This is a genomic window from Acinetobacter sp. GQ146, assembly GCF_059758585.1.
The window spans coordinates 192009-217026 of record NZ_JCAXDV010000003.1 but is presented as its reverse complement, the minus strand read 5'-3'; the positions used below and the strand labels follow the sequence as shown (position 1 = coordinate 217026).

Sequence of the window (25018 nt, the reverse complement as noted above, 5' to 3'; positions counted from 1 at the left end):
AAAATATAACTGCGATACATGCATCATCGCAGTTATGCTCCCTTTAATCTAAGTTTCGTGGTTTGCCTTCATTCATCCAGCGATAAAGCACGGGCAACAGCACCAACGTCAGCAAGGTCGAGGAAATAATGCCTCCTATGACCACGGTGGCTAAAGGTCGTTGCACTTCTGCACCCGTGCCTGTTGCCACGGCCATTGGAATAAAGCCCAAAGAGGCCACACACGCAGTCATCAGCACTGGGCGTAAGCGTAGAATGGCCCCTTGCCAAGTGGCATGATACACATCGAACTGCTGACGCAATTCTTTAATAAAAGTCAGCATCACCAGACCATTCAGCACCGCCACCCCTGATAAGGCAATAAAGCCCACCCCTGCCGACATCGACAGTGGAATATCGCGTAACCACAAGGCAATTAATCCACCACACAGTGCAAACGGCACGCCAGTAAAGACCAGCAGGCTTTCTTTGACATTGTGGAAGACTGCCATCAATAAAATAAAGATGGTGATTAAAGCCAAAGGAATCACCAACTGCATGCGTGCTGCCGCAGAAGCCAGATTCTCAAATTGACCGCCATAATCCAGCCAGTAACCTTCAGGTAAATTCTGTTCAGCCAATTTACTTTGTAGCTCTTGCACAAAGGAACCCAAATCTCGCCCTTCGACATTGGCTGTGACCACCACACGACGCTTACCGTCTTCACGGCTGACTTGATTAATACCCAAAATGGTGTCTACTTTGGCCACATCTTGCAGTTGAATCAGCCCGCCATTCGCAGTTTGCAGCGGCAGCACCGCCAAATGTTGAGGGGTACGCTGCTGATCATCCAAACGTATGACAAAATCAAAACGTCGATCCCCTTGGAGAATCTGCCCAACATTTTGCCCTCCGACACTGCTGGCGACCAGATCTTGAATGGCTTTAACGGACAGTCCATATTGCGCTGCAAGTGCAGGATTCACTTCCACATTCAGCAAAGGCAAACCACTGGTTTGCTCGATATTGACGGCGGTTGCCCCGGAAATACTTTGAATCTTTTGCGCGATTTTTGTGGCTTGCTGATTCAGCACCTGCATGTCATCGCCAAAAATTTTAACACCGACATCACTGCGTACCCCTGAAATCAGTTCGTTAAAACGTAGTTCAATTGGCTGGGAGAACTCACTGTTATTGCCCGGCAATGTTGCCAGAAAAGCAATCATGCGTTGACGCAGCGTATCCAAGCTCTGCTTCGGCTCGGGCCATTGTTCGCGTGGCTTTAATAGCACAATCGCATCGGAAATATTGGGCGGCATCACATCGGTTGCCACTTCCGCGGTGCCGGTACGGGCAAAAATGGCTTTAATTTCAGGAAACTCTTTTAACAGCAACTTTTCGGTATTTTCCTGCATACGCAGCGACTGCTCTAAACCGGTACTCGGAGAACGCATCTGCTGTACTGCAAAATCACCTTCACTTAATTGTGGCGCAAATTCACTGCCGACCTGCGTCGCCAATACTCCTGTGAACAGCAGAATACATAATGCAAGCGTGAGCACCAAAGCCTTAAAATCATACGCCCAATTCAACAAACGGGTGTATTGCTGCTTCAGCCACAGCATCCAGCGGCTTTCAGTCTCCTTAACCTCACCCGTCACCCACAACGCCACTGCCGCAGGCACAAAACTGATCGAAAGAATCATGGCGCCCAGCAATGCCAACACCACCGTCATCGCCATAGGGTGAAACAGTTTGGCTTCTACGCCTGATAACGCAAAAATTGGGAAATACACCACCAAAATAATCAATTGCCCGAAAATTAAAGGACGTCGTGCCTGTTTTGCGGCCAAAAAGACTTCTCGAAAGCGCTCTGCACGAGTCAGTAAACGACCATGTCGATGTTGGGCTTCTGCCAATCGGCGAATACAGTTTTCAACAATCACCACGGCACCATCGACGATGATGCCAAAATCGAGCGCCCCCAGACTCATTAAATTGGCACTGATGTTTTGTTTTGCCATGCCCGACAAAGTAAACAGCATTGAAAGCGGAATCACACAGGCGGTAATCAGGGCAGCGCGAAAGTTACCCAGAAACAGAAACAGAATCACAATGACCAGTATCGCGCCTTCGACCAGATTTTTCTGGACCGTTTTAATCGCCCGATCGACCAAACTGGTACGGTCATATACGGTTTCGATCACCACCCCTTTGGGCAAAGACTGTTGCACCTGTTGCAGTTTGGCATCTACCGCCTGTGCGACGCTGCGGCTGTTCTCCCCCATCATCATCATGGCAATGCCTAATACGGTTTCTTCACCGTTATAGGTTGCTGCACCCGTACGTAAATCATGCCCGATCGACACGCTCGCGACATCGGCTACGCGAATGGGAAATCCGTTTTTAGTGGCAATGCTGACATTTTGAATGGCTTCAAGATTATTCAAGGTCCCAGGCACACGCACCGTCAGTTGTTGCCCATTCTGCTCAATAAAACCCGCTCCTCGGTTTTCATTGTTTTCAGTCAACGCGGCTTGCAAATCCGCCAGCGGGATTTGCAATTGTTGTAAGCGTTGCAAATCAGGCGTGACCACATAGGTTTTGTTATAGCCGCCAATAGAGTTAATCTCGGCTACCCCTGCAACGCGTTGCAACTGCGGCCGTACAATCCAATCTTGAATTTCACGCAAATCCATGGCGCTATAAGGTGTTCCATCGGCCTTACGCGCATTCGGTTCCGCCTGAATGACCCATTGATAAATTTCTCCAAGCCCAGTAGAAATGGGGGACATGGTCGGTGTCATATCCTCAGGAAGTTCCGCCTGCGCTTCTTGCAGTCGCTGGTTAATCAACTGTCTGGCCCAATAAATATCGGTACCATCCTGAAAAATAATAGTGACCTGCGACAACCCATAACGGGAAATGGAACGGGTTTGCTGCAATTCAGGCAAGCCTGCCATCGCATTTTCAATCGGATAGGTAATCCGTTGTTCAACCTCCAGTGCAGTAAAACCAGTGGCTTGGGTATTAATTTGTACCTGCGTGTTGGTAATGTCAGGTACGGCATCAATCGGCAGTTGTTGATAGCTATAAATGCCAACGCCAATCCAAGTCACGACAAACAGCATGACCCAAATTGCATTGCGAATGGAAAACTGAATGATCCGATCAAACCAGTCCTCAGGCTGAGGTAGACCATCCGTACTTTGCTGTGTTGGATCGGCATCGGGTGGAAGAGGCTGATTAGTGTGCATGATTCGCCTCTCCTTTTTCTAACTCGGATTTCAGTAAAAAGCTGCCTTGTGCGGCATATTTTTGCCCTTGCTCTAGCCCAGATAACACTTCAATCCATTGACCATCGCTAGCGCTTGCCCCCAGCTTGACTGGCTGAGGAATAAATTCAAGCTTTTGTCCATGCTGCTTGGCCACAAAGACATGATCTTGGTCTTTCACTTTCTGTACCGCACGCGCCAAAATACGTAAACCTTGTTGGGCTTGCTGCTGCTCTAACAGGACATTGACCATTAAATTGGGACGTAATTCGGATGCTGTAGATAAAACTTTGGCGCGGACCTGTAAGCGCCCCGTTTGTTCATCGGCTTGGCTATTTAGACTTTGAATTCGCGCTTTAAATTGATTGCCCGTTTGTAGAGATTTAAAGGTAATGCTTTGATTCGGCATAATTTCAGCAAATTCACTACTCGGTGCAATAAATTCCAGCCATAACTGATCCAGCTGATCAATCACAAATAATTGATCTGCCAGTTGCACATTTTCGCCCAAGACCAAATCTTTTTGACTGATGACCCCTGCAATTGGTGCCGTCAGTACATAACGCCCTTGGCTACTGGTTTGCGCGCCTAAGGCTGATAAACGAGCACGCGTGGCACGCACCTGAATCTGCGCCTGCTGAAAAGCATGATAAGCACGCTGATAATCCTGTTTAGCCGAAATCCCCTCGTTCCACAGTTTTTTCTCGCGCTCGTAGTCCTGACGTGCCAGGTCCAAATTGGCTTGCTCGGCTTGTAAATTGGCTTGTTGATCGACTAAATCGGGTACCAACAGACTGGCCAGCGCCTGACCTTTACGCACCTGCTGACCCAATTCCACATAGACCGCCTCTACATGTCCAGCAAAAGCTGGTGCAACATGCGCTTGACGATCAGTATTCAGCACCAGCTTGGCTGGATAGGACGTCGATTTTAGTACAGGACCTAATTCTGCCACCGCCAGTTGAATGCCTTGTTCCGTTAGTTGTTGGGCGCTTAATTCAATCGCAGCCTCATGCTCCTCCTCTTCCTGATGTTCACCTTGCTCAGCATGCTCACCGCCTTCGGTATGCCCATGTTCATCTTCAGTTGTAGACGGCTTTTCTTTCATGAATAAAACCCCGATAGACCCCAATACCGTGATGCCAATGGCCAGCACAATCAAAAGCTTTTGGGAGATTTGCCCCTGTTGATTTTTCAGCTTATTTTGTAAATTCAACATATTAATTTCCCCCACCAATCACGGATAATGCTTGTGTGTCTTGCCACAAGGCTTGATTCATTTGTGCAATCGCATCTTTATTCATGACCTGCTCGGGCTGAATGCCCAAACTCAAACTTTCCGCTTCAAGTGCACGCTGCCAGGCATCTTTTAGTAATTGCACTTTACGCATGCGCACCTCTTGTAACTGCAAGGTCGCTTGCTGGACCTCTAAGATTGAAAATTTGCCGACATGAAAGCCTTGCAGTGTTTTTTGTTGCACCGTTTGTGCTAAGGGAAGTTGAGTGTGTTGCAGCGCTTGAAACTGCACCGCCAACCCTTGTAACTCGGTCAGTAAACTCCCAACGTGTAAGGCATTTTGTTTGAGGTAAAACCCTTGCTGTTGTTCAAGCTGAGTTTGCTGCGCCTGCGCAATTTGCCTGCCATATTGTTGTCGATCAAACAGATTTAACGGTACAGAAACCCCAACCACCAGAGCATTGTCTGCATTGCTTTCTAGCGTTTGACTACGATTCACTCCCACATTCAGGGTGGGATTGGGACGGGATTGTGCTTTGAGTTGCTCAATTTTGGCTTGTGATTCCAACACAGAGAGTTGACGATGTCGTTCTAGCAAATTCGCTGCAAGATGCTGCTGCACTTGCTCATCAGTTGTGGCAGGCCATAACTGTTGTGGGGACAATGCCACGGTCAAGTTCTTCTCTCGCTCTCCCCAAGCACTAGACAAGTATTGTTGAGCCACTTGAACCTGCAAATCGGCCTGTCGAAACAGGCGAAGATTTTCTGCATGGCTCAGTCGGGCACGATCTACATCCACCTGTGCCACACTGCCTGCCTGATAACGCTTTTGAATGGCTTGAAGATTTTCTTCACTGACCTGCAGTTGCTCTTGCAGCACCTGACGTTCCAACTCAAATGTCGCCAGTTGTGACCACAAATATTTCACTGCCAACCCGAGCTGTGCCTGATAAATCTGCTGTTTTAGGGTGGTTTGCTGTTGTGCCAGCTGGGCACGTTTTTGCTTGGCTTTACGCTCACCAAACAGATCCAAACGCTGTGAAATCCCCAGTGCAAGTTCCCGATCTTGATCTGAATGAAAGCCCGTTTGCTCTATGGACAACTCTGGATTTATCCACAGCTTTGCCTGTTTTATGTTCGCACCAGCAATCTGCTGTTGGGTTTGCCATACCCCTTGCGACTGTTGATAGTCGCTGGAACGTTGAATGGCTTGCGCCAAGGTTAAGGACTGAACTTGAGTATTTGCCCAAAGAGACGGGCTGCAAAGTGCAAGACTTAAGCCTAGCGCAAATACACGATGGATTGAACGTGCAGTATCGAAACTGAAAGTTCCGTAAATTTTAAAAGACATGCTGATGCCCCACTAAAGTTAAAATTAGCGGTGGGCAATGTTTTCGGCTACCCCACCTATAGCGGGGTTAAAACAGGAGGCGGGTTTGCGGGAAATAAATGAGGGGACTGATACAAGTTTTGCCAGTTGAACTGCACTTGCATCAATATCGGAATAAAGATCGGAGATACAGCTGATTGCTGCGCTTCAGTTAGCATGATATGTGCAAACGAGGGTAAATGATCACTATGATCATCTTGCGCAAAGGCAGCAAAATCAAAAGCAGTTTGAACTTGAACGGTCGTGTTCTGCTCCACTCCATGTGCCTGAGACTCACAACTGACCGTGGTATGATGCCCAAAATGAGCCATCCGTGTGAGGCTTTTCGGCTCGGCTTCATGCACACAAAATGCTGCCGCCACATTCCAAAAACTTTGAAACATGAACAAACTCAACAATAAGGTGATTAAAAAACCAGAGCGTTTCACGGGATAAAATACGGTCGTTACAACTTGCGGACACTATAGCAGCTTCATTCATGTAATAAAATTACAATGCCCATATTCGGCATCATCTTCACACAACATACAGATAAAAACCATTTTGTTACAATAATTTAATACATCCCGCTGCCAGACAGTTTAAATTAAATAATGACCACTGAGGTTGTCAGCAACAAGGAGGCGACGATGAATATGAAATACCTTAAAACAGTATGGACGCTGTTATTTCACACTCCCTATCACGACTTGGTCACTCCTGTATTAGACCTCGCCGGTGAACATGAATATCAACGTGGGCTGCATTATGAGCAATTGGCATTGTGCGAACATTACCATGTGTTCATGCAAAACAAGGTGCTGCAAACGCCAGCGCCAATAGCGATCAAGCATGCGCCGATCTCTTCTAGCAACACTCGTAATGCGATGTGGTACTTTCTTCGTTCCGCCTTACGTGGTCATCCTGAAGCTGAATTTAAAATGGGCATTGGCTATTTAAATGGTCAACTGGGTCTAGATCGTAATTATGAGAAAGCCGAGAAGTGGTTAAAAAGAGCCGCTCGAGATGGTCATCCCGACGCGAAACGTTGTCTATATCATGCCTATAGTGAATTGGCTTTTTCATAAATGAAAGGCATAAAAAAACCAGCCCGAAGGCTGGTTTTTATTGGGTGAAATTAACCACCAATCTTTTTGTATTTAGTCCGCTTCTGTACCGCATCTTCGCCTAAACGTGCCAAACGATAAGTTTCATATTCAGCATAGTTACCTGTGAAGAATTCAGGCTGTTCATTTTCAAATGACAAGATATGCGTTGCAATACGGTCTAGGAACCAACGGTCATGCGATACCACCATCACTGTGCCAGGGAAGACCAAAATAGCATCTTCAAGCGCACGTAAAGTTTCAATATCCAAGTCGTTCGATGGTTCATCCAGCAAGATGACGTTAGCGCCCATTTGCAAGATTTTCGCCAATTGTAAACGGTTACGCTCACCACCTGACAATTCACCAACGCGCTTCTGCTGGTCTTGACCTTTGAAGTTAAAGCGACCGATATAGGCACGTGATGCAATTTCATAATCGCCGATTTTTAAGATATCTAAACCGCCAGAAACTTCTTCCCATACGGTTTTGTTGTTATCCAAAGTATCGCGAATCTGACCAACATACGCCACTTTAACCGATTCACCTAAAGTCACAGTACCAGTATCTGGCTGCTGTTCACCCGTCATCATACGGAATAAGGTGGTTTTACCTGCACCGTTTGGACCCACAATACCGACAATTGCCGCTGGTGGAACCGTGAAGGTTAAGTCTTTATACAACAAGCGACCATCAAATGATTTGCTGATGCCCTCAACTTCAACCACCTTGTTGCCCAAACGCGGTCCAGGTGGAATGTAGATTTCAGAGGTTTCATTACGTTGTTGGAACTCACGCGAGTTAAGCTCTTCAAAACGTTCCATACGTGCTTTGTTTTTCTTTTGCTGACCTTTCGCATTTGAACGAACCCATTCAAGTTCTTTTTTCAATGCTTTCGCAAAAGATTCTTCTTGCTTCTGTTCTTGCTCTAAACGGGCATTCTTTTGTTCTAACCAAGCAGAATAGTTGCCTTGATATGGAATACCCATACCACGGTCAAGTTCAAGAATCCATTCAGCGACGTTATCTAAGAAGTAACGGTCATGCGTAATCGCCACAATCGTACCAGCAAAGTCTTTCAAGAAGCGCTCTAACCAAGACACAGATTCTGCATCCAAATGGTTCGTCGGTTCGTCTAGAAGCAACATGTCTGGTTTAGACAACAATAAACGGCACAGTGCCACACGACGACGCTCACCACCTGAAAGTAAAGTAACGTCTGCATCCCAAGCTGGAAGGTTCAATGCAGCAGCGGCTTGATCCATCTGGTTGCTGAGGTTATGCGCATCCCATGAATGGATAATCGCTTCTAATTTTTCTTGCTCTTTGGCTAATTTATCGAAATCTGCATCTTCTGAAGCATATTCAGCAAACACTTCATCCAAACGTGCTAAAGCATCAAGCGGCTCACGTAAACCATCTTCAACGTTACCACGAACATCTTTATTTGGGTCTAAAGGTGGTTCTTGCTCTAGGTAGCCAATTTTGATACCCGGTTGCGCACGAGCTTCACCAGAGAAATCTTTGTCTACGCCAGCCATAATACGAAGCAAGGTCGATTTACCTGCACCGTTTAAACCAAGTACACCAATTTTTGCACCTGGGAAAAATGACAAAGAGATGTCTTTTAAGATTTCGCGCTTCGGCGGAACCATCTTAGACACTCGGTTCATCGTATAAATATATTGGGCCACGCAGGACTCCTCAATAGAAAAACCAAAAAATCGCAAACAGCGAAAAAATATTTTGGGGCATTATACGATGAATACGCTGAAAAAATAAGGCATGAATCTGATCTTCAATGCAATGTTACAACTTTCATTTCGCTTAGATTTTATCCATGCCATGCTGTATAGAATTTTGTTCAACTCGAACTGAGCCGCATTCATCTTTATGAATTTTTTAGATAATTATTCTTAAAATTTACACTTTCACTCATATTCAACAGTGATAGAATGTGCAAAATTTAACTCACGTAGATGAAGTCCATGACCTATAAAGATGAAACTTTAGCCATTCACGCGGGCTATAGCCCAGAAGCCACCACCAAAGCTGTGGCTGTACCCATTTATCAAACCACCTCTTATGCCTTTGATAACACTCAACATGGTGCCGATTTATTTGACCTAAAAGTTCAGGGCAATATCTATACCCGCATTATGAATCCGACCACGGCAGTGCTAGAACAGCGACTTGCGGCATTGGAAGGTGGCATTGGCGCATTGGCGCTCGCGTCAGGCATGGCAGCCATTACTTATGCGATTCAGACCATTACCGAAGCCGGCGATAATATTGCCTCGGTGTCGACCTTGTATGGCGGCACCTATAACCTGTTTGCGCACACCCTGCCCAAACAAGGCATTGAGGTTCGCTTCTTCGATTATCAAAACCCAGAAGCTTTGCGCGGTTTAATTGATGAAAAAACCAAATTGGTATTTGTTGAATCGATTGGCAATCCACTCGGCAATATTATTGACCTAGAAGCCATTGCCAAAATTGCCCATGAATATGGTGTGCCAGTAGTGGTAGACAACACTGTTGCGACCCCTGCATTGCTCAAACCATTTGAATATGGTGCCGACATCATCATTCATTCCCTGACCAAATATATTGGTGGACATGGCAACTCGATTGGGGGAGCGATTGTGGACAGCGGTAAGTTCCCTTGGGGCCAATACCCTGAGCGTTTTAAAGTCCTGAATACACCCGACCCAAGTTATCACGGGGTGAATTATGTCGAAGCCTTGGGTGAGGCGGCATATATCGCGCGTGCCCGTGTGGTGCCGTTACGTAATACTGGGGCAGCGATTAGCCCACTGAGTGTTTTCCTGATCCTACAAGGTTTAGAAACACTGAACCTACGCATGGAACGCCATACCTACAATGCCCAGAAAGTGGCGGAATATTTGCAAGCTCATCCTAAAGTGAAATGGGTCAACTATGCGGGATTGAAAGATCACCCTCAGCATGCTTTGGCACAAAAATATGTGAAAGGTCAGCCTTCTGCAATTCTCTCTTTTGGGGTACAAGATGGGCGTGAAGGCGGTACACGCTTTATTGATGCCCTGCAACTCTTCACGCGTTTGGTCAATATTGGCGATGCCAAAAGCTTGGCCTGCCACCCTGCAACCACCACACATCGTCAACTCAATGAAGATGAACTAAAAGCAGCGGGGGTCAGTCTGGATATGGTTCGTCTTTCAGTGGGTATTGAGCATATTGATGATTTAATTGCCGATTTAGAACAAGCCTTAGCCGCTGTTTAACAACCAAATCAAGACCTCTTCAGAGGTCTTGATTTTTGTAAGATTTCTCTTGGATTTATAAAAAATTCGTGCTAAAAATAAGAAAATTAAAACCAAAATATAGAGCAAATACTCTATATTTATTTATAAATTCAAAGACTTATTTATAGCTTTTTTCAGTATATCCGCTATCATTATGCGTGTGAGTTTTAGTCAACTTGCAGAATAATGTGAACTAAGTTCTCCAATAAAATAAAGACAATTTAGGATTTAAGTGAACTAAATTCTAATCAGGGAAACATAGCGTGAAAGCAAAATTAGAGAAACAATTTCGGGACCGTATACACGGCAAAATCGTACTGATTACTGGTGCATCCAGTGGTATTGGTTTAACTACAGCGCATCGTCTTGCTGAGGCAGGTGCACATGTGCTGCTGGTGTCCAGAACCAAAGAAACCTTGGATGAAGTCAAAGCAGAAATTGAAGCCAAAGGTGGTAAAGCCTCAGTTTTTCCATGCGATTTAAATGACATGGAAGCGATTGATGCAGTCTCTAAAGAAATTTTGGCGTCTGTCGATCATATTGATATTTTGATTAATAACGCAGGTCGTTCTATTCGTCGCGCAGTGCACGAGTCACTTGACCGTTTCCATGATTTTGAACGAACCATGCAGCTGAATTATTTCGGCGCAGTCCGCTTAGTGCTGAATTTATTACCACATATGATGGAGCGCAAAGGCGGTCAGATCATCAACATTAGCTCGATTGGTGTCTTGGCGAATGCCACTCGCTTCTCGGCTTATGTGGCATCGAAAGCAGCGCTTGATGCTTTTAGCCGCTGCCTATCAGCCGAAGCCCATTCACATAAAATTGCGATTACGTCTATTTATATGCCGCTGGTGCGCACGCCAATGATTGCACCAACCAAGATTTATAAATATGTACCCACGCTGTCGCCTGAACAGGCAGCGGATTTAGTGGCCTATGCGATTGTGAAACGTCCGAAGAAAATTGCCACCAATCTCGGTCGTTTGGCATCGCTCACTTATGCGGTTGCGCCAGACATCAACAACATGTTTATGTCGATTGGTTATAACCTGTTCCCAAGCTCTTCGGCTTCTGTCGGTAAGCAAGAAAAACTGAATTGGGTGCAGAAAACATATGCGCGTATTTTCCCAGGTGAACACTGGTAAGCGATTGAAATTCAAAAAGCCTGTCCCATGACAGGCTTTTTTGTATTGTTATTTAAAATTGCAGGCTTGAGGTAGCTCTACATCACATCTTGTATTTCAGCAGTATTCAAGCGAATATAACTCTTTAGGTTTCCAGAAAATTGACTCGTCCTGTTTGCACATCATAAATCGCGCCGACAATGGCTATCTGCCCTTTCTGCACCATATCCGCCAGTACTTCGCTGTGTTGTTGGATATATTGAATGTTATACAGCACATTCAGTGCCGTGACTTGATCCAAAAAGGCTTTACTTAATTCACGCGGCTGCATAATGCTATACACGCTGTTCACTGATTGCATTAGTGGTCCCAACACATATTGAATATGTGGCATCTCTTTGACTTCTGCGATGGGTTTCTGTTGCAAGCGTAATTGGCAAGCACTGCTGACTGCACCACAATCAGTATGCCCAAGCACGACTATTACTTTAGAACCTTTGGCCTGACAGGCAAATTCAAGTGAACCCAATACCTTTTGTCCAGCAATATTGCCTGCTATACGCAAACTAAATAAATCTCCAATCCCGACGTCAAACAACATTTCTGTCGGGGCACGCGAATCCATACAGCCCAAGACTGCCGCAATCGGATGTTGACCTTGATCGGCAGTAACACGAATCTGACGGTAGATGTCTCGTTGCAAACGATCATTTTGAACAAAACGCTGATTGCCCGCTTTCAGCAAATCAATCACCTCGGATGGGCTTAATTGACGTTGTAATTCAGCAGTGCTGATATCAATATCCATAACAGCATCGTCCAATTCTTGATAATGTTGCTTAAAGCCCATCAATTTCACATCGACCTGACGCTTTAAGGCCGTTTCGGCTTGATAATCCTGAATCACCTGATAAATATCCGCATCAATCGATTCTGATTGCGTGGCATCAATAATTAACTGTTCTCCCGCATGAATATGCTCCAGTGCTGAAATTAAAGCAGAGCGATTCAGAAAGGTGACTTGTGAAGGTAATTCAATACGCGTCACCACACCATGCAGATGATGCTCTTTATAAATTCGGACACCTTTGTGAAAGTGACCGTATAAAATAAAAGCGGCACTGCAAAATAGCCCGACCAAAATACCCATCAACAAATCGGTCAGTAAAATCGCAATCAGGGTAATCATAAACGGAACAAACTGTTTCCAGCCTTTTAGATAGAGCTGCTGAAATAACTTCGGGTGCGTCAGTTTAAATCCCGTCACCAATAAAATGGCAGCCAAGGCAGATAAAGGAATCAGATTCATTAAAGGCACGAAACACAGGACCGCCAGCAACAGCAAGCATCCATGAATTACACTCGAATATTTACTGCGTGCCCCAGAGTTGGCATTGACAGAACTACGCACAATCACCGAGGTCAAAGGCATGCCCCCTACAGCACCCGAAACCACATTCCCAATGCCTTGTGCCCACAACTCACGGTTCGGGGGCGATGAACGTTTATAAGGATCTAACTTATCCGCTGCTTCCAGATTCAGCAAAGTTTCCAAAGAGGCGACCACCGCCAAGGTCAGTGCTCCAGTATAAATTAACGGTTCGGTTAAATAGCGCCAGTCGGGGGCCATCAGGAGTTGCTCTGGGGCCTGCCAAATGTTTGGCAATTGAATTAGATGTGATGAACTCACGGCCCAAGCAGATTGAGTCGCAATGAAAAAATAATTCGCAGCTGCTGCCAAAACCACAGCGACCAATGCTGAGGGAATCTTATATTTTTTCAGTGGGCTGCAGTCCCACATTAAAATCAGCAATAAACTGAATAAACCAATCAGCGCAGCCCCTGTATCGGCTGTGGCAAGCACGCTATAAATTTGACCTGTCCAGAGCTGTTCCCATGAGAAATTGCTAAAACCGAACAAGTAAGGTAATTGGCTAAGAATGAGAATAATCCCAATCGCTGCTAACAAGCCTAAAATCACATTGTTGGGAATAAAGTTGGCAAAGAAGCCGAGCTTGAGCAAACCAAAGCCAATTTGCAGTAGCCCTGCAAAAATAATACACAATAAAAAAGCGGCATAATTGCCGCCTAATTGATCCAATTGCACCAAAATCACTGCCGTCAGCCCTGCTGCTGGACCCGCAACACTCACGTGAGAGCCACTCAATAGCCCCACCAAAATACCACCAATAATTCCCGAGATAATGCCAGAAATAATGGGCGCACCAGATGCAAGGGCAATGCCGAGACACAGTGGCAAGGCCACCAAAAACACCACTAAACCTGACAGACCATCCCGCAGATGGAATCGGTTTTTTCTTTCTAAAGTCAACATAGGTAAACCGTTTATAATGATGAAATAGCAAAAAATTTACGTCTGTATATTAATATGCAGACGCCCTCAATCTTGTCGGACAATCTGCTGCCATAAAAGTGAAGTTATGCTGTGCTGTTGTGACGGTTCAGCAGCTTTTCATATTCTTTTTGTTGATCTTAAGATTCGGCTCATCTTGAGATTACGAACACGACAACACTTAGTTTTAGAAATAAAAAAACCTCCCAATGGGAGGCTTTTTTTATTGCGATACTAAAGATTACTTCGAACCTTTAATCCCTGCTTGTAATAACAATGCACCTAAACCACCAATTTTGTTGTCTTGTGGTTTATTGGCTTGCGGTTTATGCCCGCCTTGACGCTGTGGACGATCCCCTTGAGGACGTGCTTGCTGTGGGCGTTTAGCTTGCGGCTTACGCTCACCACGTTGTTCCTGAGCATGTTCACGACGTGGCTGACGCGGTGCTTTTGGCGCTTCCGCCCCTTCTGGACGCATCGACAAGTTCACGCGGTTACGCTCTGCATCCACTTGTAAAACACGTACCTGAACAATTTGACCTGGTTTCACCACTTTATGCGGATCAGAAACGAATTCATTGGCTAATTCAGAAATATGTACCAAGCCATCCTGATGTACACCCACATCCACGAAAGCACCGAAGTTGGTCACGTTGGTCACGACACCTTCCAATTGCATGCCTTCAGTGAGTTGTGCCACTTCGGTAATGTCTTCACGGAATTTGGCGGTACGGAATTCTGGACGTGGGTCACGACCTGGTTTTTCCAATTCGCTTAATACGTCTTGAATGGTTGGCAAACCGAACTGCTCATCGGCAAAATCTTCAGCTTTAATCTGACGGATAATTTCGCTGTTACCGATAATATCTTTGACTGTGGTCGCTTTAGCTGCCACCATTTTTTCAACAAGGCCATAACTCTCAGGATGCACCGCAGAAGCATCCAATGGTTCGCTACCGTTTTGAATGCGTAAGAAGCCTGCCGCTTGTTCAAAAGTACGCTCGCCTAAACGTGGCACATTTTTCAAAGCTTGACGGCTATCAAAACGACCATTTTCCTTACGGAATTCAACGATTTGCTGAGCAATCGCTTTATTTAAGCCTGCGATATAACCCAAAATCGCCGCAGATGCTGTATTTACATCTACACCCACCGCGTTCACACAGTCTTCGACCACTGCATCCAAAGTTTTAGCCAGACCAGTTTGGTTGACATCGTGTTGATATTGACCCACACCAATCGATTTTGGATCAATTTTAACCAATTCTGCCAGTGGATCTTGTAAACGACGTGCAATCGACACCGCACCACGAATCGATACATCCAATTCTGGCAATTCAGCTGCAGCCAACTCAGATGCTGAATAAACCGATGCCCCTGCTTCACTGACTGTCACACGCGTCACTTTCAGCTCTGGGTGTTGTGCCATCATTTCGGCCACCACGGCTTCGGTTTCACGGCTTGCAGTACCGTTACCAATCGCAATTAAATCGACATTGAATTCACGGCATAGACGTTCCAATTCAGCAATTGAACCGGCTTTGTCTTCTTTTGGCGCAAATGGGTAAATGGTGCTGTGTGCTACCACATCACCCGATTCATTCACGACTGCCAATTTTACCCCAGTACGGATGCCTGGATCCACGCCAAGCGTACAACGGCTGCCTGCTGGCGCTGAAAGCAATAGGTGACGCAGGTTTTCTGCAAACACTTGCATCGCTTCCGCTTCGGCATTGAGGCGCTTTTCTGTCAATAATGAATGTTCAATGCTTGGACGAACCTTACCTAACCAGAACAGTTTTGCTGTTTGCTTTAAAAAGTCCTGACGCGCTTGTGGCTGAACTTGGTCTAAATTGTATTCCGTTTCAATACGCGCCAATGGTGCAGTATCTTCACCATCTACTTTTAAACCCAATACGTTTTCTTGACGGCCACGCAACATCGCCAATAAACGATGTGAAGGCACTTTGTTCAAGTTTTCAGAAAAATCGAAGTAATCACGGAATTTTTTGCCGACTTCTTTTTTCTCTTCACTTGCCACTAGGCTTTTAAGGATAGCTGTTTTGGCAAATGTCGCTTTTAATTCTGTCGTTAATGCAATATTTTGCGCCCAGTCATCAATCAGAATGTGCTGGATCGCATCCAATTGGCTTTCCACATCTGGATATTCTTCATGACTAAAACCAGCCAAAGCTTCACTTGGCTCCACTGCATCTTGAAAGATTTTTTCTGCAATTGGACCTAAGCCAGCTTCTTTTGCCTTGAACGATTTACTGGTTCGTTTTGGACGATACGGTGCGTAAATCTCTTCTAAAGCATTTTTGGTTTCAGCAGCATTTACACGTGCCAATAAATCATCCGACAATTTATTTTGTTCTTTCAATGATTCAATGACTTTCTCGCGACGCTCGTAGAGGTCACGTAAATAAGCCAAACGTGTATCGAGCTGACGTAACTGAGTATCGTCTAAGCCTTGGGTTACTTCTTTACGGTAACGTGCGATAAATGGAACGCTTGCGCCTTCATCGATTAGTTTAATCGCAGCTTCGACTTGATTTGAACGTACGGCAAGCTCTGTTGCCAACTGCTGAACTAAGTCAGTCATCGTGTTTGATCCCACAAGGATAAGTTCTAAAAGCCATGATTATAAAGACCAAGACCATAAAATCCACAATTGTTTTATTAAATTTCATTCTGATTGAATTTGCCAATTTGGTATTTTTTCATCATTCGAACATTTTTTTCACATATTCTGGCAAAGAACTACAGTAAATCAAGCGTTAATCCGCTATTTTAGATGTATATATTTGGTATCTATGTCTTGATTTTATCTGCAATATTTGTTGCTTTAGAACATAGCAAATCGATATAAATGAATCGTATACTCCTAGTGATTTCTCGACGCCGTATACGATGACAATAAAGAATAAGGAGCACATCATGAGTTTAGTGGTACCTGCAGAACATGGCGATGCCGTACATGCCGAAACTGATCGCGTTGAACGCATTCTCGTCGTGGATGATGATGTGCGTTTACGTACGCTGTTACAACGCTTCTTAGAAGACAAAGGCTTTGTGGTCAAAACAGCACACGATGCCACCCAAATGGATCGCCTACTTCAACGTGAATTGTTTTCGTTGATCGTGCTTGATTTTATGCTTCCTGTGGAAGATGGTTTAAGTATTTGTCGTCGTCTACGCCACTCAAATATTGATACCCCAATTATTATGCTGACTGCACGTGGTAGCGATTCAGACCGTATTGCGGGCTTAGAAGCGGGTGCAGATGACTATTTACCAAAACCATTTAACCCGAATGAATTGCTCGCACGTATTCGTGCGGTTTTACGTCGCCAAGTCCGTGAAGTGCCAGGCGCACCAAGCCAGCAAATGGAAGTGGTTAGCTTTGGGCCTTGGGCGCTAGATTTATCAACCCGTACCCTGACTCGTGAAGGTCAAGTTGTCACTTTAACTACGGGTGAATTCGCGGTACTTAAAGCCTTGGTACAACATCCACGCGAACCACTGACTCGTGACAAGCTGATGAATTTAGCCCGTGGTCGTGAATGGGGTGCGATGGAACGCTCAATTGACGTACAAGTGTCTCGCTTACGTCGCCTGATTGAAGAAAATCCAGCACGTGCCCGCTACATTCAAACCGTTTGGGGCGTGGGTTATGTCTTTGTTCCAGATGGCGCGGAATAAGATAAACATGAAGATGCTGCTAACACCAACAAGGATATAGCAGCGTCTTCGGCTTGTGCTCCAATAGAAAGATTAACCTGCGGTTCGCCTTACTTTTGTTTCGGCAAAAGTAAGCAAAACCATTGTCATCTGCAAAACTCGGCTTCTTTCTGCAACTGTGCCACTCAATCGCAGAAACTTTAGCCTTTGAAGACCTCCTGCCTCAAACAGTTGCAGATGACTTCTTCGCGTATCGCATCCCTGTCGCAATAGAACTATGCCATCCACATAGATACAGGAAATAACGTGAAACTAGATCCCATCGACCCGCAAGAATTTACCGATTTTGTCACTTATTCAGAAAAGAAGCGCACTCCTTCAGAACGCTTCCTCGACAAAATCAAGCCACGTTCTGCCGCCATGCGTACCACGGTACTGGTGCTGTTTATAGTATTTTTTAGCTTGTTTATGTCGTTATGGTTCTTCTGGAAAACTTTGTATTTACCTGAAATTCAACAGCATGCGAGATTTCTAGCCGTTGAGTTAGAAATGATCAACAACCCGCGCTTAAAGATTTATCATGATGATGTGCAACTGGATATTGATGAATGGCTGAAACAGCGCGTTGGTGTGGAATATGTCACCGATCCCAAAGAATATCCAAACGTTAAAGACAAATTGATTGCAGACTTCTTTACCAACCGCATTGAGCACCAGTTGGCTAAAGAGTTAAACATGAAAGATGTCACGGTGTATTTCCAGTTTAAACCCAGCCCAAGAATTTGGGTACAAACCCCTGAAATGAATGGGCACTGGGTACGTGAACCTCTCAAAACCTACGCCAACTATAGCCCTGAACTGATTTTAGGCTGGCTCTTGGGTGTTCCACTGATTTCTGCGGTCATTATTCTGACCTTGGTTCGCCAATTAAACCGGCCATTACGTCGCTTACAAAATGCGGCCAACAGTTATAGTAAAACGGGCACTGCGCCTTATTTAGAAACCAATCATGGACCGCAAGAAATTCGCGAGGTAAATCAAGCCTTTAACCACATGATTTATACACTAGATCAGACTGAACGTGATCGTCGCATTATGCTGGCCGGTATTTCACACGATTTGCGCACACCATTGACGCGTATTCGACTCAGTGCAGAAATGATGCCCGATGATGACTTTTTAAAAGAAGGGCTGATTTATGACGTGGAAGATATGGATGCCATTCTGAATCAATTTATTTCCTTCATGCGAGATGGTTCGGATGAAGTACTGCAAGCGACTGATATCAATAACTTGCTGCAAGAATTAGTGATTCAGTTTAAACCGCTCGACATTCGTTTTAGTCCGCAAACGCTCCCTTTAATTCAAGCACGCAGTTTGTCACTGAAACGCTTAATCGGCAATTTAATCAATAACTCCAAGCGTTATGGCGCAGAACCGATTGAATTATCAGCCCATGTTGAAGATGAACATATTGTGATTAGCGTAGCTGACCATGGCGAAGGTATTCCGGAAGACCAGATTGAAGAATTAATGCAGCCCTTTGTCCGTGGCAATGCCGCGCGCACCGTACAAGGCAGTGGCTTAGGGTTGGCGATTGTGAAACGGATTGTCGATATTCATCAAGGTAAACTGATCATTCAGAATCGTGAACAAGGCGGGCTAGAAGCAATTATTTTATTGCCTTTACCCAAAGAAGAGCCTGAAGATCAGACAATCAGCAACCCGATTGAAAAACTCAAACAAAGCATCAGTGAACATTTTTAATCTGTTTCAAAGCTGAGCAGGCATCAGGGACATTGCTCAGCACATTCTTTTGTCTTAAGCATCAAAATATCTGCGGCGCACTCTGCAATAGTGTGCCGTATTGCCTAGGCATTTCTGTGCATATTGAAAGCTACAGCAGCTAACTTGTTTATTTAGACTCAACAAACCGCAAGAGCTGAAGCCAAATTAAAAGCCGCATCTCGCTCATTTTTACTCAACTTTTCCTTTTTAAAAAAGATTGACCGCCTGAGAGCCACATTGAATATATGATATTTGTAACAAATTTTGCAGCTTTTTTGTTCAATAACCGTACAGTCAGTATTAAAAATAAGCGAATTATCCCGAAATATCCCCTATCAAATCAATTGATTAAAAATTATCAAAATTTGTTATACCCGCATTTTCCTAAAAAATTAGACCTTAGCATAACAGGTATGCAAAATGCCTTTTCTGATCGGTACAATCCCTATCAGTTTCAAAATTCCAATGAGAGTCAACCATGTCATTAGATCGCATTCGTTTAGCTTCACTTCACGACAAAGTCATCAGCGCAGAACAAGCTGCGGAATTCATCCAAGACGGTATGACCGTTGGGATGAGTGGCTTTACCCGTGCTGGCGAAGCCAAAGCTGTTCCATTGGCTTTAGTAAAACGTGCTCACACCAACCCATTAAAAATCACATTAATTACGGGTGCGAGTCTAGGAAATGACCTTGACAAACAATTGACTGAAGCGGGTGTTCTTGCGCGTCGTCTTCCGTTCCAAGTCGACAACACCTTACGTAAAGCCATCAACAATGGCGAAGTAATGTTCATTGACCAACACTTGTCTGAAACTGTTGAGCAAATGCGTAACCTTCAGTTGAAAAAGCCAGATGTTGCAGTCATTGAAGCGGTTGCAATCACTGAAGATGGCGGTATTGTTCCAACAACATCGGTGGGTAACTCTGCCAGCTTTGCAATTTTTGCCGAGAAAGTGATTGTTGAAATCAACACCAACTTAAGCCCAGCATTTGAAGGCTTACACGACATCTATATTCCAACGTATCGTCCAACACGCCAACCAATTCCATTAACTCAAGTGGATGAGCGTATTGGTACCACGGCGATTAACATCGATCCTTCTAAAATCGTGGGTATCGTATTTAACAGTGATTTACACGACTCTCCATCAACTGTGACTGCTCCAGATGATGAGACTCAATCGATTGCCAACCACTTAATCGCATTCTTCGAAAAAGAAGTGGCTGAAGAGCGTTTGCCGAAAAACTTAGGTCCGCTTCAAGCAGGTATCGGTTCAATTGCAAACGCGGTATTGACAGGCTTGAAAGATTCTAACTTTGAAGACCTCATCATGTACTCAGAAGTACTGCAAGACTGTACCTTTGAATTGATTGATGCCGGTAAAATGAAATTTGCTTCAGGTTCTTCAATTACCCTTTCAGCAAAATACGGCGAGAAAGTGTTTAACAACCTTGAAGCCTACAAAGACAAATTGGTACTTCGTCCACAAGAAATTTCGAACCATCCAGAACTGGTGCGTCGTTTAGGCATTATCGGTATCAACACGGCGCTTGAGTTTGACATTTACGGTAACGTGAACTCAACTCACGTATGCGGTACCAAAATGATGAACGGTATCGGTGGTTCAGGTGACTTCGCCCGTAATGCTCACTTGGCAATCTTCGTGACCAAATCAATTGCGAAAGGTGGCGACATTTCTTCTGTTGTTCCATTTGCATCACACGTTGACCATGCAGAACACGATGTCGACATTCTTGTAACTGAACAAGGTCTTGCCGATCTTCGTGGTTTAGCACCTCGTGAACGTGCTCGTGCCATCATCGACAACTGTGCACACCCGATGTACCGTGATGCATTAAACGACTACTTTGATCGTTCATGCGCTAAAGGGGGTCATACTCCACACTTATTGCGTGAAGCGCTTTCTTGGCACTCTAACTTCGAAGAAACTGGTCACATGCTGGCAACTCAAGCGGAAGCAAAATCTGCTTAATCTGATCCGTTAAAAAACGCCCCACATGGGGCGTTTTTTTATTCTTAGTTAATGTGGGTTCAATAAAAACAGCTTCATCAATCCCTCAACATTCATTTGCTGTTCCACAGTCCCGATTGAAACCACGCCCAGATTCAACTGAATTTGAGCCGGCGGCTGCATGTGCTGCAACGGGCTGTTACGGTTCACCACAGGATCGATCAAGCGATATAAGCCCAGTCGAGGATCATCCGACCGCAAACCCTCAGCAATGGAATAGACCTGTAACAGCATGGGGAGCGGCAAATCAAAGTTTGGAATCTGTTGTGGCGGCAAAATCTCTTGCGAAGCACGTGCCGTATCCATCCATCCAGCTTGCTGCGGAGCGAGTTCAAGTTTCATCAAATAATGTTCAAAAATTTGCTGCCTGCTGTGATCAGGCTGGGATTGGATATCGCCCGTTTGCGTGCGTAAATCCTGTTCAGATAATACCGAGAGATTAACAGCGTCATTGGCATAGCTATGACCGATTAACAATGCACCCAAAGCCAGTGCACTGAAAACTTGGGGAGAGAAATGCATGGCAAAATGTCCATTAAAATTTCTACCCTTTTTATTTTAAAACTCAGATATCGATTTAACAGTTGCTTCCGCGTAAAGCGCTAGATTGGCAGATGGACGGTACAGTCCAAAACGCACTCCTCACTTCATTTTCAAACCGGATGCTAGTCTTTCCGCCCGACGCGCAGCAGTACCGGAAAGCTTAATGCCAGCATCGGATTCCCTTGGCTCAGCAAAAGCTGCCGTAGCGCTTGTAATGGGTCACGATGCGGCTGAGCGCGCTGATAATGCTGCAACCCCGACCAAGTGGCTAAATACTGCAAGAATTGCGCACTACTCCAGGTGTAGTTCAATGCTAAAGCTGGCACAGCCAATTCCTGAAACGGAAAGGGAATGGTTTGATATTGTTCATCGATATAATGCCGCTCAGGGTCCCAATAGCCGTGCAAGGTTTTGAAATAAAGCTGCTGCAGTGCATGCTGCAACTCCGCGTCCTGCAATTGAATTAAGCCGTAACCAATCACCGCAATCACGCCATCAGGCTTCAGCACGCGCTTCACTTCAGCATAGAATGCTTCAAAGTGGAACCAGTGAACCGCCTGTGCCACACTGACCAAATCTACGCTACTAGAGTCACAGGAGCTTTGCTCGGCAGCGGCTTGCACATAACGGACATTCGCAATTGCAGGGGCATACTGCAGTTGCTGCGCGCTCAGGTCCGTCGCAAGCACCTGCCCGAAATGTGGTGCAAGTAGCTGGGTAAATTGCCCTGAACCTGCCCCGCAGTCCCACGCCAGTCGACGCGCTGGAACATGAGCCAAAATTGCGGCTAAAATTTCGTTCGAATATTGCGGCCGTGCCTGTTGATAGCGTTGACTGTTTTCAGAAAATAAGTCTTTGCGCATGATTTTATCCTGTTGTATTTTTATTTTAGCGTTCGGCAATTCATCATCTATAGCATGACTTTTCTTCAGACATAAAAAAACCCCAAACAATGTTTGAGGTTTTTTGAATATGGTGGCGAGACCCAGGATCGAACTGGGGACACACGGATTTTCAATCCGTTGCTCTACCTACTGAGCTATCACGCCGATGCCGTGTATTAAGCCGTATCTGAGCGGATTAGTCAATCCTAAATCTGATTAATTTTAATCGTTCGAATATTTTTTGCCCAAAAAAAATCCCTGATGGGATCAGGGATTGAAAACACAAATACGGTTTTAAAATATATGGTGGCGAGACCCAGGATCGAACTGGGGACACACGGATTTTCAATCCGTTGCTCTACCTACTGAGCTATCACGCCGATGGGGCGTATTAAAGCGTTTTAAGATACAGGCGTCAAGCGACTTTTTATCTTTTTTGTATCAAATGATGGCTTTTTCATCAAATTTCTAGCAACAACAAACAGTTGCCTGCGAATCTTGTCTCATCAATTGCTGAATATATAAAAAAAGCAGCCTTTCAGCTGCTTTTTCCTATTTCACGTTAACCCAGTAAAAGGCATAAGCGCATACATAGATGTGGGCTAGCCAGGCAATTTATTTAAATGCGCCAGACAACGGTGAATCGCACCACAGCCCGGTTCAAACACTTTAACCCCTTTGGCTTCTTCTATACGGCACACTTCAGCAACCAAGCGTTCAGCCACGCCACGACCACGATTGGCAGGATGCACCACAATATATTCTAAGGTCTTACTTTCGCCCTGCCCGGTACACCAAATTGCACCGATCACTTTAGTATTAAATTCTGCGGTGTAAACTAGGGTATACTGAGCCAAGTTTTGTTCAAGTTGTTCAATGGCATCTTGCCCGTCACCAAATTCTGGGCTGGTGTCATACAATCGCTCAAGCTGGCTGCGAATTTCTTCATTTTCTAGTGAAGTATAAGCATGTACGGTGATAGGCATTGATTAACCCTCCTGAGCAATCTAATATGCGGTGATTTCGTCACGGCGAAAAATAGTTTACATCAATCATTTTTGACGTTTTTGAGGAACGTGTCTATGACAGAACGTATCAGTGAAGTGGTAAGAAATACCAACGAAACCAAAATTCGAGTTCGTTTAAATCTCGATGGTACAGGTCAAGGCACTTTAAACACTGGAGTTCCTTTTTTAGACCATATGATTGATCAAATCAAGCGCCATGGACTATTTGATATTGATATTCATTGTGATGGCGACTTGGAAATCGATGATCACCATACCGTTGAAGACTGCGGGATTACCTTAGGTCAGGCATTTGCGAAGGCTTTGGGCGATAAAAAAGGCTTGCGTCGTTACGGACATTTTTATGCCCCGCTAGATGAATCTTTAAGCCGTGCTGTAGTCGACCTCTCAGGCCGTCCTGGTTTGTTTATGGATATTCCGTTCACGCGTGCCATGATTGGTCGTTTTGATGTGGATTTATTTTCTGAATTTTTCCAAGGTTTCGTCAATCATGCGCTAGTGACGGTGCACATTGACAACCTGAAAGGTAAAAATAGCCATCACCAAATTGAAAGTGTCTTTAAAGCTTTTGCTCGTGCACTACGTATGGCGTGTGAAGTTGATCCTCGCGCGGCCAACACCATTGCCTCTACCAAAGGAAGCTTGTAATGACGCGTATTGCACTTCTTGACTATGGTATGGGCAATTTGCACTCGGCTGCGAAAGCATTGGAGCATGTCGGTGCCACTGTCGATGTCACCAATGATCCTAAGCTCATTGCCCAAGCGGATAAAATTGTATTCCCTGGTGTTGGGGCGATGCGTGACTGTATGCAAGGCATGCATGAAGCTGGCATTGATGCCGTGGTGCGCCAAGCTGTATTTAACAAGCCGGTTTTGGCGATCTGCGTCGGGATGCAAGCCCTCATGCAACATTCTGAAGAAAATGGCGGTGCCGATGCACTGGGTATTTTTGAAGGTGAAGTGAAACACTTCCCTCAGATGGATGGCTTAAAAGTGCCACACATGGGCTGGAATCAGGTGCATCAAGCCGACCCAAGCCATCCGATGTGGAACAACATTGAACAAGATGCGCGTTTCTACTTTGTACATAGTTTCTATGTGGAGCCGAAGGACAGCAGCATTGTGGCAGCGACTTGTGATTATGGCATCCAGTTCTGTACCGCATTACACCAAGAGAACTTGTTTGCGACGCAATTCCACCCAGAAAAGAGCCATACCGCTGGGCTACAATTGCTGAAAAACTTTGTGGAATGGGATATTTAATTCTTTCATATTTTTAATTTATTAAACAAGCTCAACTGCTGTTGGGCTTTTAACTT

18 protein-coding genes and 2 tRNA genes are annotated in these 25018 nt (G+C 45.1%); 8 read left to right on the top strand and 12 right to left on the bottom strand.

The window, feature by feature from the left end; genetic code table 11:
- Positions 1 to 43: 43 nt before the first annotated feature.
- The 4 genes from AC6CHI_RS07040 to AC6CHI_RS07025 are packed head-to-tail and all read right to left on the bottom strand — an operon-like array spanning position 44 to position 6308.
- Entirely contained in the window at positions 44 to 3235 is a 3192-nt protein-coding gene (locus AC6CHI_RS07040) for an efflux RND transporter permease subunit (protein WP_498120311.1), read from the bottom strand.
- Positions 3225 to 4472 carry an efflux RND transporter periplasmic adaptor subunit gene (locus AC6CHI_RS07035; protein WP_498120309.1) on the bottom strand — a complete coding sequence of 416 codons (1248 nt, stop codon included), beginning with the start codon at positions 4470 to 4472 and terminating at the stop codon, positions 3225 to 3227. Before AC6CHI_RS07035 ends, AC6CHI_RS07040 begins: the two co-directional genes overlap by 11 nt.
- 1 nt (position 4473) lies before the next feature.
- Positions 4474 to 5841 carry a TolC family protein gene (locus AC6CHI_RS07030; RefSeq protein WP_498120307.1) on the bottom strand — a complete coding sequence of 456 codons (1368 nt, stop codon included), beginning with the start codon at positions 5839 to 5841 and terminating at the stop codon, positions 4474 to 4476.
- Between the two features lie 56 nt (positions 5842 to 5897).
- Positions 5898 to 6308 carry a cation efflux protein, CzcI-like gene (locus AC6CHI_RS07025; protein WP_498120305.1) on the bottom strand — a complete coding sequence of 137 codons (411 nt, stop codon included), beginning with the start codon at positions 6306 to 6308 and terminating at the stop codon, positions 5898 to 5900.
- Positions 6309 to 6509: 201 nt separating this feature from the next.
- Between AC6CHI_RS07025 and AC6CHI_RS07020 the strand changes: the two genes are divergently transcribed.
- Positions 6510 to 6947, top strand: coding sequence for a tetratricopeptide repeat protein (locus tag AC6CHI_RS07020; protein WP_498120303.1), 438 nt, complete (start codon positions 6510 to 6512; stop codon positions 6945 to 6947).
- A 50-nt stretch (positions 6948 to 6997) separates the two neighbouring features.
- Here AC6CHI_RS07020 and ettA read toward each other — a convergent pair whose 3' ends face one another.
- A complete protein-coding gene (gene ettA, locus AC6CHI_RS07015; protein WP_498120301.1) occupies positions 6998 to 8659 on the bottom strand; it encodes an energy-dependent translational throttle protein EttA in 1662 nt (553 codons plus the stop codon).
- Between the two features lie 294 nt (positions 8660 to 8953).
- Here ettA and AC6CHI_RS07010 point away from each other — a divergent pair, with 294 nt between their 5' ends.
- Together AC6CHI_RS07010 and AC6CHI_RS07005 are read left to right on the top strand one after the other, a co-directional pair.
- Entirely contained in the window at positions 8954 to 10231 is a 1278-nt protein-coding gene (locus tag AC6CHI_RS07010) for an O-acetylhomoserine aminocarboxypropyltransferase/cysteine synthase family protein (RefSeq protein WP_498120299.1), read from the top strand.
- A 284-nt stretch (positions 10232 to 10515) separates the two neighbouring features.
- Positions 10516 to 11403 (top strand): SDR family NAD(P)-dependent oxidoreductase, encoded by an 888-nt coding sequence (locus tag AC6CHI_RS07005; protein ID WP_458891774.1) that lies wholly within the window; start codon positions 10516 to 10518, stop codon positions 11401 to 11403.
- A 124-nt stretch (positions 11404 to 11527) separates the two neighbouring features.
- Here AC6CHI_RS07005 and AC6CHI_RS07000 read toward each other — a convergent pair whose 3' ends face one another.
- Both AC6CHI_RS07000 and AC6CHI_RS06995 read right to left on the bottom strand, forming a co-directional pair.
- Entirely contained in the window at positions 11528 to 13717 is a 2190-nt protein-coding gene (locus tag AC6CHI_RS07000; RefSeq protein WP_498120297.1) for a SulP family inorganic anion transporter, read from the bottom strand.
- A gap of 259 nt (positions 13718 to 13976) precedes the next feature.
- Entirely contained in the window at positions 13977 to 16340 is a 2364-nt protein-coding gene (locus AC6CHI_RS06995) for a Tex family protein (RefSeq protein WP_498120295.1), read from the bottom strand.
- A gap of 335 nt (positions 16341 to 16675) precedes the next feature.
- Between AC6CHI_RS06995 and ompR the strand changes: the two genes are divergently transcribed.
- From ompR to scpC, 3 genes are all read left to right on the top strand, one after another.
- Positions 16676 to 17440 (top strand): osmolarity response regulator transcription factor OmpR, encoded by a 765-nt coding sequence (gene ompR, locus AC6CHI_RS06990; RefSeq protein WP_458891777.1) that lies wholly within the window; start codon positions 16676 to 16678, stop codon positions 17438 to 17440.
- A gap of 285 nt (positions 17441 to 17725) precedes the next feature.
- Entirely contained in the window at positions 17726 to 19186 is a 1461-nt protein-coding gene (locus AC6CHI_RS06985; protein ID WP_498120293.1) for an ATP-binding protein, read from the top strand.
- Positions 19187 to 19685: 499 nt separating this feature from the next.
- Positions 19686 to 21203: a succinyl-CoA:acetate CoA-transferase ScpC gene (gene scpC, locus AC6CHI_RS06980; protein WP_458891779.1), complete on the top strand. Its 1518-nt coding sequence runs from the start codon at positions 19686 to 19688 to the stop codon at positions 21201 to 21203.
- A 48-nt stretch (positions 21204 to 21251) separates the two neighbouring features.
- On the opposite strand, the gene AC6CHI_RS06975 is transcribed toward scpC, so the two are convergent.
- From AC6CHI_RS06975 to AC6CHI_RS06955, 5 genes are all read right to left on the bottom strand, one after another.
- Positions 21252 to 21764 (bottom strand): hypothetical protein, encoded by a 513-nt coding sequence (locus AC6CHI_RS06975; RefSeq protein ID WP_498120291.1) that lies wholly within the window; start codon positions 21762 to 21764, stop codon positions 21252 to 21254.
- Positions 21765 to 21907: 143 nt separating this feature from the next.
- Positions 21908 to 22648 (bottom strand): class I SAM-dependent methyltransferase, encoded by a 741-nt coding sequence (locus AC6CHI_RS06970; RefSeq protein WP_498120289.1) that lies wholly within the window; start codon positions 22646 to 22648, stop codon positions 21908 to 21910.
- A gap of 110 nt (positions 22649 to 22758) precedes the next feature.
- Positions 22759 to 22834, bottom strand: a tRNA-Phe gene (locus AC6CHI_RS06965).
- 139 nt (positions 22835 to 22973) lie between these two features.
- Positions 22974 to 23049: transfer RNA gene (locus tag AC6CHI_RS06960), tRNA-Phe, on the bottom strand.
- A gap of 222 nt (positions 23050 to 23271) precedes the next feature.
- Positions 23272 to 23655, bottom strand: a complete 384-nt coding sequence (locus tag AC6CHI_RS06955) for a GNAT family N-acetyltransferase (protein WP_458891782.1) — start codon at positions 23653 to 23655, stop codon at positions 23272 to 23274.
- Positions 23656 to 23751: 96 nt separating this feature from the next.
- Between AC6CHI_RS06955 and hisB the strand changes: the two genes are divergently transcribed.
- Together hisB and hisH are read left to right on the top strand one after the other, a co-directional pair.
- A complete protein-coding gene (hisB, locus tag AC6CHI_RS06950) occupies positions 23752 to 24345 on the top strand; it encodes an imidazoleglycerol-phosphate dehydratase HisB (RefSeq protein WP_252221172.1) in 594 nt (197 codons plus the stop codon).
- Positions 24345 to 24962, top strand: a complete 618-nt coding sequence (gene hisH, locus AC6CHI_RS06945) for an imidazole glycerol phosphate synthase subunit HisH (protein WP_458891784.1) — start codon at positions 24345 to 24347, stop codon at positions 24960 to 24962. The genes hisB and hisH overlap by 1 nt, the downstream gene beginning before the upstream one ends.
- Positions 24963 to 25018: the final 56 nt, after the last annotated feature.